This is a genomic window from Xanthomonas hortorum pv. cynarae, from assembly GCF_002939985.1.
Classification (GTDB): domain Bacteria; phylum Pseudomonadota; class Gammaproteobacteria; order Xanthomonadales; family Xanthomonadaceae; genus Xanthomonas; species Xanthomonas hortorum_D.
Genome location: NZ_MDFM01000044.1, coordinates 1 through 14,971, shown reverse-complemented (window position 1 = coordinate 14,971; position 14,971 = coordinate 1). Strand labels below are relative to the sequence as shown.

The 14,971-nt window shown below is 61.4% G+C and carries 10 protein-coding genes, 1 other RNA gene and 1 pseudogene; 4 read left to right on the top strand and 8 right to left on the bottom strand.

Going from position 1 to position 14,971, the window contains the following annotated elements:
- The first annotated feature begins 22 nt into the window (after window positions 1-22).
- A complete protein-coding gene (gene upp, locus XcyCFBP4188_RS20555) occupies window positions 23-655 on the top strand; it encodes a uracil phosphoribosyltransferase (protein WP_006448928.1) in 633 nt (210 codons plus the stop codon).
- A gap of 199 nt (window positions 656-854) precedes the next feature.
- Here upp and XcyCFBP4188_RS20550 read toward each other — a convergent pair whose 3' ends face one another.
- The 7 genes from XcyCFBP4188_RS20550 to rsmD form a co-directional block, all read right to left on the bottom strand.
- A complete protein-coding gene (locus XcyCFBP4188_RS20550) occupies window positions 855-2,612 on the bottom strand; it encodes a glycoside hydrolase family 9 protein (protein ID WP_043907397.1) in 1,758 nt (585 codons plus the stop codon).
- A gap of 223 nt (window positions 2,613-2,835) precedes the next feature.
- Window positions 2,836-2,913: non-coding RNA, sX9 sRNA (locus XcyCFBP4188_RS20545), on the bottom strand.
- 69 nt (window positions 2,914-2,982) lie between these two features.
- Window positions 2,983-4,761 (bottom strand): gamma-glutamyltransferase, encoded by a 1,779-nt coding sequence (gene ggt / locus XcyCFBP4188_RS20540; RefSeq protein ID WP_104592767.1) that lies wholly within the window; start codon window positions 4,759-4,761, stop codon window positions 2,983-2,985.
- Window positions 4,758-5,042: a YfhL family 4Fe-4S dicluster ferredoxin gene (locus XcyCFBP4188_RS20535; RefSeq protein WP_003489796.1), complete on the bottom strand. Its 285-nt coding sequence runs from the start codon at window positions 5,040-5,042 to the stop codon at window positions 4,758-4,760. The genes ggt and XcyCFBP4188_RS20535 overlap by 4 nt, the downstream gene beginning before the upstream one ends.
- 234 nt (window positions 5,043-5,276) lie before the next feature.
- Window positions 5,277-5,774, bottom strand: coding sequence for a hypothetical protein (locus tag XcyCFBP4188_RS20525; RefSeq protein ID WP_023904336.1), 498 nt, complete (start codon window positions 5,772-5,774; stop codon window positions 5,277-5,279).
- Window positions 5,775-5,821: 47 nt separating this feature from the next.
- Window positions 5,822-6,328 carry a pantetheine-phosphate adenylyltransferase gene (gene coaD / locus XcyCFBP4188_RS20520; RefSeq protein ID WP_104592766.1) on the bottom strand — a complete coding sequence of 169 codons (507 nt, stop codon included), beginning with the start codon at window positions 6,326-6,328 and terminating at the stop codon, window positions 5,822-5,824.
- Entirely contained in the window at window positions 6,325-6,948 is a 624-nt protein-coding gene (rsmD, locus tag XcyCFBP4188_RS20515) for a 16S rRNA (guanine(966)-N(2))-methyltransferase RsmD (protein WP_043907399.1), read from the bottom strand. The genes coaD and rsmD overlap by 4 nt, the downstream gene beginning before the upstream one ends.
- Before the next feature lie 238 nt (window positions 6,949-7,186).
- On the opposite strand from rsmD, the gene htpG reads away from it, so the two are divergent.
- From htpG to XcyCFBP4188_RS20500, 3 genes are all read left to right on the top strand, one after another.
- On the top strand, window positions 7,187-9,091 hold the full coding sequence (htpG, locus tag XcyCFBP4188_RS20510; protein ID WP_104592765.1) for a molecular chaperone HtpG: 1,905 nt from the start codon (window positions 7,187-7,189) through the stop codon (window positions 9,089-9,091).
- Between the two features lie 303 nt (window positions 9,092-9,394).
- Entirely contained in the window at window positions 9,395-14,191 is a 4,797-nt protein-coding gene (locus tag XcyCFBP4188_RS20505) for an RHS repeat-associated core domain-containing protein (protein WP_233368510.1), read from the top strand.
- Between the two features lie 5 nt (window positions 14,192-14,196).
- Complete coding sequence (locus tag XcyCFBP4188_RS20500; protein ID WP_104592764.1) at window positions 14,197-14,565, top strand: DUF6869 domain-containing protein; 369 nt, start codon at window positions 14,197-14,199, stop codon at window positions 14,563-14,565.
- 88 nt (window positions 14,566-14,653) lie between these two features.
- On the opposite strand, the pseudogene XcyCFBP4188_RS20495 reads toward XcyCFBP4188_RS20500, so the two are convergent.
- Window positions 14,654-14,884, bottom strand: a pseudogene (locus tag XcyCFBP4188_RS20495) (transposase); the annotation flags it as partial.
- Window positions 14,885-14,971: the final 87 nt, after the last annotated feature.

Here is a 14,971-nt window from a genome sequence, read left to right as displayed (position 1 = left end):
TCTCTCCCGCCTGTCGCTGCCCATGAAAATCGTCGAAGTTCGCCACCCCCTCGTTCAACACAAGATCGGTCTGCTGCGCGATGCCGCCTTGAGCACCAAGGGCTTCCGCGAACTGGTCACCGAGCTGGGCACGTTGCTGGCTTACGAGGCCACCGCCAATCTGGACACCGAATCGCACGTGCAACCCGGCTGGGCCGGCCCGGTGACCGTCCAGCGGATTGCCGGCGCAAAAATCACCCTGGTCCCGATCCTGCGCGCAGGGTTGGGCATGCTGCCGGGCGTGCTGGCGCTGATCCCGGCCGCGCGCGTGAGCGTGGTCGGCCTGCAGCGCGACGAAGAAACCCTGCAGCCGGTGCCCTACTTCGAACGCCTCACCGGCCGCCTGGAAGAACGCGACGCGCTGATCCTGGACCCGATGCTGGCCACCGGCGGCACCCTGATCGCCACCATCGACATGCTCAAGCGCGCCGGCGCACGGCGCATCAAGGGCATTTTTTTAGTGGCCGCACCGGAGGGCCTGAAAGCGCTGGAAGCGGTACATCCGGACGTGGAGGTGTACACCGCCGCAATCGACGATCACCTCAACGAGAAGGGCTACATCCTGCCCGGCCTGGGCGATGCAGGCGACCGGATTTTTGGTACGCGGGTGGAGTGAGCTACGGCGGCTTAAAGCCCCTCTCCCCGGGGGAACGAGCTGCGGTGGCTTAAAGCCCCTCTCCCTCCGGGAGAGGGGTTGGGGTGAGGGTACGGTGTGTCAGTGTTCCTGCCGACGCCATACCCTCATCCGGCGCTACGGCCACCTTCTCCCGGTGGGAGAAGGAACAGCTGAGACATCGCATTGAAGACGCCCCGCCTTACCGCGTAGACGCCTCAATCGCAGCACTCACATACACCAGCGGCGCATTCCAGTTGATCGCCACTTCATTGCTGGCATAACTGCAGGCGTTATCCAGATACGACAACGCCGGCAGTTTTGAGGGATACGCCACCTTGCAGTCCTTGGCGTCCTGCTGGCCCGGTTGCGGGCCGCCGGCCAGCCAGCCGGGGACCGGCGCGTCGATGCCGTCGGCTTCGGAAGGGCGATGGTGGATATGCATCGGCGTGCGCTGCCCTACCCCGGTAACGAACGACAACCCGAGCGGATTGCGCCCCAGGATGTAATCCAGCTGCGACTGCGCGGCATCCAGAAATGGCCGCTGCCGGGTCAGCCGGTAGCCCTGCATCAACATCATCGCGCGGTTGAGCACCACCGCATTGCTGCCCCACACGAAGTCGGTGTCCGTCATCGCCAGACGCCAGGGAGAGGACTGCCACTCATCGGCAAGACGCTGCGCCAGGCCGGTGATCTCACGCGTAATGCGTGCGCGATCGGCATGCGGGGTGAGCTGCTCGCGATGTTCGGCCAGCGACATCCACGCCAACCCGCCGACATCGCTCCACCCCGGCACGCTGGCCGGCACATTGCGCGCGATCATCGCATCGTAAAACCCGTCCTCGCGCGTGGTCACATACAACTCCGCCGCAGCCCAGGCGAATTCATCGTCCACCTGCGCATCGTCGTAGCCGCCGGTGCGCACGTCATCCGGCTGGCGATAGATCACATCCGGGTGTTGCTGCGCCCACGCCCAGGCACTGCGCGCGGCTTTCAACATGCGTGCGGACACACCCGGATACTGCTTCTCGAACGGTGCATACACGCGACTGGCCGCCGCCATCACCGCAGCGAAATCCAGTGTGGCCGCAGTGGCCTTCATCACCACATAGCGTTGTTGCTTGGCTTGCTCGGGCATCACCAACCCATCGAACTGCTTGTCGGTGAGCTTGTGGTACACGCCGCCATCGGCCGGGTCCTGCATGGCCAGCATCCACTCCAGATTCCACCAGGTCTCCTGCAGGATGCCGGGCACGCCGGGCGCGTCGTTGGGGATGGTTAGCGCCTGCGCCTTGAACAGCGCCGGATACTGCTCGTAGGCGGCCAGCAAGGTGTAGGTGCTGATGCCGGAATTGACGACGTACTTGTTGTAGTCACCGGCGTCGTACCAGCCCTTGGGCGCACTGATCACGCTGTCGGCCGGACGCGTGGCCGATGCCGCGGAAGGGTGGATGCGCACCTGCGTATCCGGGTGCCCAGCCGCACGCGCATAGCGCCCGGCGAACTGCGCCGGCAGCGCAGTGCTGGCGCGGTTGAAATAGAACGCCTTCAGCGATGCATCGAGCACTGGCTGATACGCGCCGGCCGCAATCGGGAATGGATCGGATGCCGGCAGCCCGTCGATCTTCAATCGATACGTGCCTGCTTTACGCAGACTTGAAAAATCCACCACCCGCGCCTGTTGACCGGCCGGCGACCACTGCGCGGCAGGTTGCAAAGTGCCCTGCAGTAAGCGGCGCCCTTGCGCGTCTTCCACAATGAAACGGTCAGCGCCGGTTGCCGCGCCTTGCGGCAACCCGACCACTGCAAGCTTGGCCGAACCGGGCAGATAACCGAGCTGATTGACGTGGATGGCTGCGCCAGTGGCCGATGCGGCCTGGTTGCCGGTGGTGTCGGCCGCATAGGCGGCGATGGGCGATGCCATCACCATGCTGGTGAGCAGAGTCTGGAAAATATTCATGAAGCGATGGTCGCTGCATTGGCGCAAGGCAACAAGTCCAATCCAGGTATAGGCCAACATGTGGATTTGCATCGCTGCGGATGCGTGCCTGCATCGACCGATGGCGAGCACATGCGGATAACCTCGTTATCGCGCGTGGCATGACACAACACACGATGGTATCCAGCAAGTGCCTGCCTTCGCTTACGAAAGCAGGCGCACCTCAATCGATCAGCACTCAATCAACAAACAAAACGTAGCGAGCAGTCGTCAGGTGGGCACGGACGGCGCGGAGTAACCTCAATGTAATAGCGCGGTATATGCCGATTCCAGGCACCGGCCGCGACCGCCTGGCAGCTGCGCAGTCCTTATGGTTGGCCGCTCTACGCCATCAGCGCGCAGCTGCGTCCAGCTGCACTTGCGCCTTGCCCACCGGGTTACGCGGGTCGCTACCGCCGCTGAGCACGTTGCTGCGCTTGTCCCATTCCACCGTCTGCAGGTTGCCCCACACATGGCTGGAACCGCGGCCGCCGGCGGCGGTGTCGCCGGGCAGCTTGAGCGCGTGGCCCATCGCTTGCAGCGCCTTGACGGTCTGCGGCGAGAACGCGTTGCTCTCGGCCTCGATCACGTCCGGCAGCCACTGGTGGTGATAACGCGGCAAGGCGCTGACCTGCTGCGCGTCCAGGCCGGCGTCGTAGCCCAGGATGCCGAGCAGCACCATGGTGATGATGCGGCTGCCGCCCGGGGTGCCGATCACCGCGACCTTGTCGGCCGATTCCATGAAGGTGGGCGTCATCGAGCTGAGCATGCGCTTGCCCGGCTTGGGCGCGTTGGCGGCGTAACCCATCACGCCAAAGGCGTTCGGCGTGCCCGGCTTGAGCGCGAAGTCGTCCATCTCGTCGTTGAGCAGCACGCCGGTGCCCTTGGGGATCAGCCCGGAGCCGTACAGCAGGTTGACGGTCTGGGTGGCACCGACACGATTGCCTTCGCTGTCGATGATGGAGAAATGCGTGGTCTCGTCGTCTTCCAGCGGGGTGGGATTGCCCGACAGCAGATCGCTGGGCGTGGCCTTCTCCGGGTTGATCGTGGCACGCAGACCCTGCGCGTAATCCTTGCTGGTCAGCACGCGCTGCGGCACGGCGACAAAGTCCGGGTCGCCCAGGAAAAAGGTGCGGTCGCGGTAGGCGCGGCGCATCGCTTCCACCACCAGATGGGTGCGGTGCGCGTCGTCTAGCTTGTCCAGGTCCCAGCCTTCCAGAATCTGCAGCATCGCAGCGAGTGCGATCCCGCCGGAGGACGGCGGCGGCGCGGTGGTGATCTTCCAGCCGCGGTAATCGAACTGGATCGGCGTGCGCTCCTTCACCCGATACCCGGACAGCTCGGCGGCCTTCCATTGTCCGCCGGCCTGCTTGACGCCAGCCAGCAGTTTCTTGGCAGTTTCGCCCTTGTAGAAGCCATCGAAGCCCTTGTCGCCAAGCAGCTTCAACGTATGTGCGAGCTCGGGCTGCTTGAAGATGTCGCCTTCGGCAATGGGCTTGCCGCCGCGCAGATACACCTCGCGCGTGCCGGGATAACGCTCCATCACTTCACGCCGCGAGGCATAGCCCTTGGCCATGCGCGCGTACACCGGAAAGCCCTCGGTGGCGATGCGGATCGACGGTGCCAGCGACTGCTTGAGTGGCAGCCGGCCGTGTTTGGAGGCCAGTTCCACCAGCGCGGCGGGCAGCCCGGGAATACCGGCCGACCACGGGCCGTTGACCGAGCGGTCACGATCCAGCTCGCCCTTCTTGTCGAGGAACTGCGCCTCGCTGGCCGACGCGGGCGCGTACTCGCGCGCGTCCAGCATCACGTCCTTGCCGGTCTTGGCATCGTGCAGCAGGAAGAAGCCACCGCCGCCCAGACCCGAACTGATCGGCTCGACCACCGCCAGCGTGGACGACACCGCGATGGCCGCATCGAAGGCATTGCCGCCTTCGCGCAGGATCTGCAGGCCGGCATCGGTGGCCAAGGTGTGACCGCTGGCAATCGCCGCGCCCGGCGGATGCGCCGCCACCGGCGAGGTCGCAGCCGCCGCAGGTTTGCTGCCATCGGCAGACCACGCCGGCGGTGCCAGCACGAAGGCCAGCAGCAACAGGCCGCGCGCAGAGAAATGTCGGGGAAAAATGCTCACGGGGCGGGAGGCTCCTGTTCGTACAGTTCGGGGTGATCGCGCTGCAGCTGCATGAGCTTGGCGAGCAATTGATCATGGGTTTCCGGGATGGCCGGATCCGGGTCGATGCATTCGACCGGGCACACCACCACGCATTGCGCCTCGTCGAAATGGCCCACGCACTCGGTGCAGCGTGCCGGGTCGATGACGTAGATGGTTTCGCCCATCGAGATGGCCTGATTCGGGCACGCCGGCTCGCAGACATCGCAGTTGACGCAGAGCTCGTTGATTTTCAGCGACATATCGGCAACACCATGCGATGCGCCGCAGCGCGATTCAACCGCAGGCGCTGGAACGCAACGTACTGCTGCAAGCAGGCGCACATGGCGCGGATCAACCAAGGGACAACGCCGTGGGCGCTGTCGGAGACCGGCCTGACACGGCCGGCTCCGGTGGCATGCGAATTCAGCAGCATGCGGCTGGATCCGCATGCTGCGGCCGGATGCGCCCTCCCGCGCATCCGGCCTGGTACGGCATTACTTGGCTTCAACGAAGGTGTATTCCACGCCCTTGGGCTGGACGATGGTCTGCACGCGCGCATTCTCGGCGGCATTGCCGATGAACAACACGCGCACGCCCTTCATCGAATCGGCCGGCACGTCCTTGAACGCGGCGTCGATCAGGTCGGCCATCTTGGTCGAGGCCGACGAGCCGAAGGCCAGCATGTTGCCCGGCTGCACGCCACGGGCGAGTGCGGTCTTGACGCTTTCCAGCTGACGCTCGTAGCTGCCGGCGAACTCGGCATCGGACTCCGGCGGCAAGTAGTACAGGAACGGGCTGTTGGTGGTGGCGCCCAGGTTCTGGCCAACCACTTCCTGCAGGTACTTCTTCCAGCCGGCGTTGTCGTCCTTGGACGGTGCGGTCAGCGCAGCCGGGGCTGCGGCGGCGGTCGGTGCCGGCTCTTCCTTCTTGCAGGCGGTGACAGCCAGAGCGGCAATCGAAGCGAGCACCAGCGCGCGCATTGTGTGTTTCATGAAACTCCTCCCTTTGAAAAGCATGTGGTGATGTGACTGCTAGAGAATCAGGCCTGCGCGCGGGATTGCCGCAACTGCCGCAAGGCCTCGACGACCGAAGCCGGAACGAAACCGGACACGTCCCCGCCCAGCCGCGCGATTTCGCGCACCAGCGAGGACGAGATGAAGCTGTATTGCTCGGCCGGGGTGAGAAACAGCGTTTCCACCTCCGGGATCAGATGGCGGTTCATGCTGGCCATCTGGAATTCGTATTCGAAGTCGGACACCGCGCGAAGACCGCGCAGCAGCACACCGGCGCCCATGTCGCGCACGAAGTGGGCCAGCAGCGTATCGAAGCCGCGCACTTCCACGTTGGCATGTGCGGCCAAGGCTTCCTGAGCGAGCTCGACGCGGCGCTCCAGCGGCAGCGCCGGCCCCTTGGACGGACTGTAGGCAACACCGACCACCACCCGCTCGAACAACGGCGCGGCGCGATTCACCAGATCGATATGACCGTTGGTGATCGGGTCGAAGGTACCGGGATAGACAGCAGTGCGGCTGTTGGCCACGCTCATACGGAAACTACCGGGGTCGGATCGCTGTTCAGTGTAGCAGCGGCCCGGCGATACAGCGCATAGCGCACCTGCTGGGTGGCGCCTTCGCGGTGCAGATGCCAGCCGGCCGGCACCTGCGGCGGCAGTTCGGCCGGGCCTTCCAGATACAGCCAGGCATCCGGTGTGAGTTGCGCGGGCAGGCGTTCCAGCACGCTCGGCCACAGGCCGGCGGCAAACGGCGGGTCGACGAACACGATGCTGGCCTGCGCGGCGGGTGCGCGCTCCAGCCAGCGCAGCGCGTCCTCCTGCAGCACCTGCACCTGATCGGCCGCATCCAGCCTGGCCACGTGCTCGCGCAGCCGCTGCACCAGGCCAGGGTCGCGCTCGATCAGGGTCGCATGTGCAGCGCCGCGCGACACCGCTTCCAGGCCCAGCGCACCGGAACCGGCGAACAGGTCCAGCACGCGCGCACCGGGCAGGCGCGGCATCAGCCAGTTGAACACCGTTTCGCGGACGCGGTCGCTGCTCGGGCGCAGGCCCGGCAGATCCGGCACCGCCAGCTTGGTGTTGCGCCAGCGCCCGCCGACGATGCGCACCTGCCCTTCCGCGCCACGCGGCGCCGGCCGTGCGGGGCGGCTCATCGCAGCGTTCCTGATGGAGGACAGCAAGCGCGGGATAGTGGCAGGACGCGTGGCGGCATGGAGCAAGGCAAGGCAAACGGGGCCGCCATGATAGCGCTGCCCGGCGCTGGCGCCGCTGCTGTCGCAGTGCGCCGACATTGCCGGATCCACCGGCTTGCCTTGAAAAAATCCCCGTGCGACCTCATCCCCCAGGCCATCGGCCGCACTGCGGCCTGGACCACCACGGAGCACGACCCCAATGACCGTTGATACCGACAAGCAGACGCTTGGCTTCCAGACCGAGGTCAAGCAGCTGCTGCAGCTGATGATCCACTCGTTGTACTCGAACAAGGAAATCTTCCTGCGCGAGCTGGTGTCCAATGCCGCCGACGCCGCCGACAAGCTGCGTTTCGAAGCATTGGTGAAGCCGGAACTGCTGGAAGGCGGCGGCGACCTGCGCATTCGCGTGGACTACGACAAGGACGCGCGCACCGTCACCATCGACGACAACGGCATCGGCATGAGCCGCGAAGATGCGGTGTCGCATCTGGGCACCATCGCCAAGTCCGGCACTGCCGACTTCCTCAAGCATCTGAGCGGCGACCAGAAGAAGGACGCCAACCTGATCGGCCAGTTCGGCGTGGGGTTCTATAGCGCCTTCATCGTCGCCGACCAGGTCGACGTGTATTCGCGTCGCGCCGGCCTGCCCGCCAACGAGGGCGTGCATTGGTCCTCGCGTGGCGAAGGCGAGTTCGAAATCGCCAGCATCGACAAGCCCGAGCGCGGCACCCGCATCGTGCTGCAGCTGAAAGAAGGCGAAGATAGTTTTGCCGATGGCTGGACGCTGCGCGGCATCCTCAAGAAGTATTCCGACCATATCGGCCTGCCGATCGAAATGCGCAAGGAACATCACGGCGAAGAGGCCGACGCGCCGGCCGAGCCGCAGTGGGAAGCGGTCAATCGCGCCAGCGCGCTGTGGACGCGCCCCAAGAGCGAGATCAGCGAGCAGGAGTATCAGGAGTTCTACAAGCACGTTGCGCACGATGCGGGCAACCCGCTGGCATGGAGCCATAACAAGGTCGAAGGCAAGCTGGATTACACCTCGCTGCTGTTCGTGCCCGGCCGCGCGCCGTTCGACCTGTACCACCGCGATTCGGCCAAGGGCCTGAAGCTGTATGTGCAGCGCGTGTTCGTGCTGGATCAGGCCGAGCAGTTCCTGCCGCTGTACCTGCGTTTCATCAAGGGCGTGGTGGATTCGTCCGACCTGTCGCTCAATGTCTCGCGCGAGATTCTGCAATCCGGCCCGGTCGTGGATTCGATGAAGTCCGCGCTGACCAAGCGTGCGCTGGACATGCTGGAAAAACTGGCCAAGGACAAGCCCGAGGACTATGTGACGTTCTGGCGCAACTTCGGCCAGGCGTTGAAGGAAGGACCGGCCGAAGATTATGCCAACCGCGAAAAGATCGCCGGCCTGCTGCGTTTTTCTTCGACGCACGACACCACTGGCGCACAGAGCGTGGGCCTGGCCGATTATGTCGGTCGCCTGACCGAAGGCCAGGACAAGCTGTATTACCTCACCGGCGAAAGCTACGCGCAGATCAAGGACAGCCCGCATCTCGAAGTCTTTCGCAAAAAGGGCATCGAAGTACTGCTGCTCACCGACCGCATCGACGAATGGCTGATGAGCTACCTCACCGAGTTCGACGGCAAGTCGTTCGTGGACGTGGCACGCGGCGACCTGGACCTGGGCAAGCTGGATTCTGAAGAAGACAAGAAGGCGCAGGAAGAAGTCGCCAAATCCAAGGAAGGCCTGGCCTCGCGCATCAAGGCCGCACTCGGCGACGACGTGGCCGAAGTACGCGTCTCGCACCGCCTGACCGATTCCCCGGCCATCCTCGCCATCGGCCAGGGCGACCTGGGTCTGCAGATGCGCCAACTGCTGGAAGCCAGCGGCCAGGCCGTGCCGGAAACCAAGCCGGTGTTCGAATTCAACCCGGCCCACCCACTGATCGAAAAGCTGGATGCGGAGCAGGATATGGACCGCTTCGGCGACCTGAGCCGCGTCTTGTTCGACCAGGCTGCGTTGGCGGCTGGCGATAGCCTCAAGGATCCGGCTGGGTATGTGAAGCGGTTGAACAAGTTGCTGCTGGAGTTGTCTGCCTAAATCCGTTGTGGCGGTGGGGTAAACACACAAAGACCGGCGTCATCGCCGGTCTTTGTATTTGAGTGTCTACAGCAATCTCCATAGCAAAGGGCGTCCTCCCCCGCCAATCCTTATCAGAACTGAGCCTCGTCGCTGAGCGTGGCAGTTTCGACAAGCCGCTGCTATTCGGGCGCCAAGCGCTGGACGCCATGGTGATGAAGGCGTAGGCTCGCACGCGACTGCATGGATGTAGCGTCAAACAGGAAGTGCTCCCGTCGGCCAAGCCGACAGGAGATCTAAAGGCTCATATCAAAGGAAGATTGCATGGACAGCGTTTCTCAGGAAACTGATTCTGCATTACGTTCGTCGCACACACGTCTTTGCAAAGTGCCGACTGTGCTGCTCAGAGTTGTACTTTGCACAGCTACCTATATTGCATCAGCTCCTATCGAGCCAGTCTTGGCACAGGCGTTGCCGCCTGCTGAATTTTGCGTATCGGGAGGATGCTATCCGACGCAAGTGGAGGCACTGGCGGCGTTGGCGGCCAGCACGCGATATGCCGGCGTCGGACAGTATCTCCAACACACATTCACCTCTGTGACCAATCCGCTTACGGGGCAGCTTTCGCTACGTTACGACGTTCTGGATCGTCCAGCGAAACAAATTGCCGATCCGATTTATACGGTTGACATGGGTGTCCACGGCCAGGGCAATCCAGGCTGTGCCGCGCCGCAGGATCCAAATTATTCGACATATTGCACGAACGAGGGCGAACTGATTAGCGCTGCGTTAGCGCATCTTCGCACTCGCATCAAAAGTGGATGCAGCCTCGACCTCGGAAAAACAACCCGCGACTACAACACCACCAACCTCGGCTTGAGCGGGAATGCCATCCGCTACGGTCAAAAAGACTTTAGCAGCGAGACCACTTGCACCGCATCCAATGGCACGGTGACGAAGGGAAAGCTCAATTGGTCGATCTACAAGAGACGCCTGATTTCGTGTGAGTCCGGACTTTCCCCCAACTTCGGCGGCGGCTGGACCGAGAGCGAGCTTCCGCAAGCGCTGATGTGCGGATCGAGCGCGGATTTCTCGTTCATGTCCGCCAGAGCGGGCCAGATATCGAGTTGCTCCACCGCAAACCCCTGTCACCCCACCACTGGTGACAAGACGCGGAGCGAAACCGACTTCATGTTCGCGGGGAGACCCTTTTCCAGGTACTACCACTCACTCGCTCAATTCCGCGACCGCGACAACCCTTTTGCGGTTGGCTGGTCGCATAGCTATAGCGACTATCTGGTCTTAACAGACACGTACTCCCCCGTCTTGATCGATGCGGAGGGGAACTACGAAAACTTCGTCAAAGTAGATGGAAACATCTATCGAGGAGCAAACTCGAATCGCATTATGATTTATCTGAATACGCCAGAGGCGCAGTATCGCCTCTTTGAGGCTTCTGGTGAGATTCGGGACTTCAACCGCGACGGTGCGCTGCTATCCGTACGAAATCCGGCAACCCCCTCTAATGACGTCACACTCTCTTACATCGAAGAACAATTGACATCGGCGACCGAGGCGTCCGGCAGAAAGATCCAATTCAACTACGCACTTGATCGCCTACGATCCATCACACTTCCCGATGGAAGCCTGATCAGTTATGACTATGATCGCGACTCAAATCTTACCGCAGCAGATTATGGCGATGGCAGCGTAAAGCGCTATCACTATCACGAGCAAGGTCTTGCCGATCCTAAATTGATACATCACCTCACCGGCATCACATCGGAAGATGGGCGTCGCTACGGCACGTTCAATTACGAGCCCAATGGCCGCGTCATTGGTAGTGCTTTGGAGTCCGGAAGCGAACAGGTGGACGCCGTCTCGCTTAGCTACGATAGCTCAACGACAACAAGCGTGACCTATGCACTTGGCGAAAAGAAGATATTCAGTGCAGGATCCGGCCTGTATCGATCGCTGGAGAACCTCGCCAGTGAAGCTGGAAACGACAAAAATACTTACCTAGCCGACGGACGCTTGCAATCGAAAACCGATCGCGCGGGAACCGTCACGAAGTACGAGTACCAGCCGACATATCTATCCGCAATCGTCAAGGCTGCGGGTACCGCACAGCAACAACGCGAGGAGTTCGTTCGCGATGTCGCCAAAAACACACTGCTCGAACACAGGATTTACGACCCCAAAGGCAAGTTACGCCAGTCCACCGTTCTTACCTACAATGGACGTGGCCAGCAAATTGCCCGGACACAAACAGACGCTGTCACCGGTGTAGTGAGAACCTCCCGCAATGAATACTGCGAACAAGCAGCTCTCGATGCGGGTAGCTGCCCCATCCTGGGGCTAATCACACTGTCCGATGGTGCGCGTATGGATGTACCGGATACGACTGCCTACACCTACTACGGAAGCGACGATAGTTCGTGCGCTGGAGCGCCCACAACCTGCCCGCACCGCAAAGGCGATCTTTGGAAAGCCACCAATGCACTTGGACAGGTGACTGAGTATCTCGCCTACGATGGCGCAGGTCGTCCGCTTTCCATCAAAGATGCAAACGGCAACATCACCGACTACAGCTACCACCGTCGCGGCTGGCTGACCGCGACCAAAGTGCGCGGAGCCGATCCAGCGAGCGACCTGGACGACCGTATCACACGCATCGATTACTGGCCCACGGGCCTGATCAAGCAAGTCACGCAACCTGACGGCGGATTCACTACCTTCACATATGACGGTGCGCATCGCCTGACCGATGTCGCCGACAATGCCGGTAACACGGTGCATTACACCTTGGATAACGCCGGCAACCAGATCAAGGAAGACACCCGAGATGTCGCCGGAACGCTGAAGCGTACGTTATCACGCGTCTACAACCAGCTTGGACAACTCAAGACGCAGGCAACGGCTGCAAGTGATCCGACCGATTTCGCTTACGATGCAAAAGGCAACACCGTCGCAGTGAATGACGCGTTGGGTACCGCCACGCTGAGCGAGTATGACCCGCTGAACAGGCTCGCACGCAGCTTGCAGGACGCCAGCGGCATCAAGGCCGAAACCAAATTTACTTACGACTACCAAGGCAACCTGGCCAAGGTCAGCGATCCAAAGGGATTGGGCACCACGTACGAGTACAACGGGTTTGGCGACCTGACAAAACTGGCCAGTCCAGATACCGGCGTCACCGCTTACACCTACGACAGCGCCGGCAACCGCGCCACTCAGACCGATGCGCGTGGGGTTATCACGACTTACGGCTATGACGCGCTCAATCGCCTCACCAAGCTGACCTATCCAAAGCCAACCGACGGCCTGGATATCAGTTACGCCTACGACGTTGTGCCGACGGTCTGTGCGGCCGGCGAAGCGTTTGTTGTCGGCCGCCTGTCGCGCATGAGCGATGCTAGTGGCACCACCGAATATTGCTACAACGCGTTTGGCGATGTTACCCGCAAGGTGCAGACCAGCAACGGCAAAGTACTAGTGCTGCGTTACGACTACACGGTCGGAGGGCAGCTGCGGCGCATGACCTATCCGGATGGCGCGGTGGTCGATTACCTGCGCAACGCGCAGGGCCAGACCACCGAAGTTGGCGTTACCCCGGCCGGTGGCAGCCGCCAGGTACTGCTGAGCAACGCCAGCTACTATCCGTTCGGCCCGGCCGCCGGCTGGACCTACGGCAATGGCCGCACCCTCGCCCGCCAGTACGATCTGGACTATCGCCCACAGGCTATCCGGGACACCCGCCCGGGCGGACTGGAAGTGGGCTTCGGCTTCGATCCTGTCGGCAATCTCACCGCGCTCACCCCAGCAGGCAATCCCACACCAGAGATCGGCCTGGGCTACGACACCCTTGGCCGCCTCACCGCCCTCACGGACGGTACCACTGGAACAGTCATCGACGGCTATAGCTATGACGCCACCGGCAATCGCCTCAGCGCCAAGGTCGGCGGCGTGACACAGGTCTACACCTATCCGGCGACCAATCATCGCCTGAGTGCGGTAGCAAGCGTGGCGCGCACTTACGACAAAGCGGGAAATACGCTGACGATCGGCGGCAAAGCGAGGGAGTTCTCCTACGATGCATCCGGCCGCATGAGCATGGCCAAGCGTGCAGGCGCGCTGGTGATGAACTACCGCTACAACGGCCGTGGCGAGCAGGTGCGCCGCTTCCTCGGCACCACCAATACCTACACGCTCTATGACGAAGCCGGCCATTGGCTAGGCGACTACGACAGCAACGGCGCGCCCAAGCAACAGGCGATCTGGCTGGACGATCTACCGGTCGGCCTGCTGGCCAATGCCAACACGCTGCACTACATCGAACCCGACCACCTGGGCAGCCCACGCGTGGTGATCGACCCAACCCGCGATGTGGCCGTGTGGACGTGGAGCTTGAAGGGCGAAGCCTTCGGTAACACCGCACCGAATCAGGATCCTGATGGAGATGGTGCAGCGCTGGTGTTGGATATGCGCTTTCCGGGGCAGCGGTACGACGCAGCGAGTGGGTTGAGTCAGAACTATTTCCGGGACTACGAGGCGGCTACGGGGCGGTATGGGCAGAGCGATCCGATTGGACTAGAAGGTGGATTGAGTTCCTACGCCTATGTCAGCTCTAGACCTCTAAGCAGCGTAGATCATAACGGGCTGCAAGCTATTCCTCTTCCTATGCCGCTTCCCATCGGACCTCCAGGATTCGGAGAAGGAGAAAATGGCATGGATGACTTTGGCGGCCCCCGTCTACCGGAGCCGACCGCAGCAGGAGTGCTTGGCGGACTTTATCAAATCTCCAAAACAACACCTGGTTTTTCCTTGCTTGATCAGTCGCTCACAATAGCCAATGCGCTATGCCCTGAAAACAATGACGAGCTCTGCGAAAAAGCAAAGACAGACGCACGAAACGCCTACTTTAAACTGATCACAAAAAGAATCCCTCAATTCCAAACCGGTGGGACCAGAGGTCGCGACCCTGGCCACTTACAGGCAATCACTCAATTGCAAGCGCGCCTACGCGACGCCCTAAGAAGGGTGCGAATGTACTGCAAGCCATTACCAGCCGAGTATGGCGAATGGGAACGTGTCGCCAACTTAAACGCACCAGGCTTTTAAAAATCATGAAATCTAATGAAATCCAACGCTGGGCTCAGACTTACATTGAGGCACAGAAGCGCCATATCACCAATGCCGAAGATCCACTTTGGTGGGCTGTAGACCTATTTTTCGAACTAATGGAATCGAAGCCAGAAGCCTGTTGGGAAGCCCTTGTGGAAATAAGCCGACGCAATCCACCGGAAGGCGTCATCAGTATTGCGGGCGCTGGACCGCTTGAAGATTTAATTGACTCGCATGGCAATCGCTTTATCGATCAAATAGAAGTTGAAGCTGAGCAAAATCCGGTTTTCAGGAAGATGCTTGACGCAGTTTGGGAAAGTAGCGACAACACAACCTGGTCAAGAATTATGAAGATCAGATCCCAGAAATGATAATTGATCTAATGAATGTGCCCGCGGCCTACTAAGTCAAAATGCGGTGAAAATAAAGTGCAAAGATGAACCTGATTAGCCCCGACTCTCAGCCATGAAAATTGCTCGCTGCACGTAAAACCGGCTCTGAGCATGGTGTGGATTGCATCATGGCCGTGGCAAGTCGTGGCAGCATCTCGCGCAAGCGGAATCGACGATTAAAACGATAGGCCGCTTCTCCCAGGTAACGCCTTGCGTATTTGCCTTGCGCGATGGCGTGATACACGCCACTGATGGCGCGCTTGAGATTGCCCAGCACCACGTTGAGCCAACGTGCACCGGTGTCAGCCTCCCGTAAAATTGATCCAGCCATAATCTAGAGGTCTCCGGCACACTAGCCACCAAGGAGACCACCATGCGCAAGAGC

Coding starts and splice junctions, on each gene's coding strand:
- XcyCFBP4188_RS20525 (WP_023904336.1), bottom strand. CDS start 5,774: ATGAAACACACAATGCGCGCGCTGGTGCTCGCTTCGATTGCCGCTCTG.
- rsmD (WP_043907399.1), bottom strand. CDS start 6,948: ATGAGCCGCCCCGCACGGCCGGCGCCGCGTGGCGCGGAAGGGCAGGTG.
- XcyCFBP4188_RS20535 (WP_003489796.1), bottom strand. CDS start 5,042: ATGTCGCTGAAAATCAACGAGCTCTGCGTCAACTGCGATGTCTGCGAG.
- XcyCFBP4188_RS20505 (WP_233368510.1), top strand. CDS start 9,395: ATGGACAGCGTTTCTCAGGAAACTGATTCTGCATTACGTTCGTCGCAC.
- XcyCFBP4188_RS20550 (WP_043907397.1), bottom strand. CDS start 2,612: ATGAATATTTTCCAGACTCTGCTCACCAGCATGGTGATGGCATCGCCC.
- htpG (WP_104592765.1), top strand. CDS start 7,187: ATGACCGTTGATACCGACAAGCAGACGCTTGGCTTCCAGACCGAGGTC.
- upp (WP_006448928.1), top strand. CDS start 23: ATGAAAATCGTCGAAGTTCGCCACCCCCTCGTTCAACACAAGATCGGT.
- XcyCFBP4188_RS20500 (WP_104592764.1), top strand. CDS start 14,197: ATGAAATCTAATGAAATCCAACGCTGGGCTCAGACTTACATTGAGGCA.
- coaD (WP_104592766.1), bottom strand. CDS start 6,328: ATGAGCGTGGCCAACAGCCGCACTGCTGTCTATCCCGGTACCTTCGAC.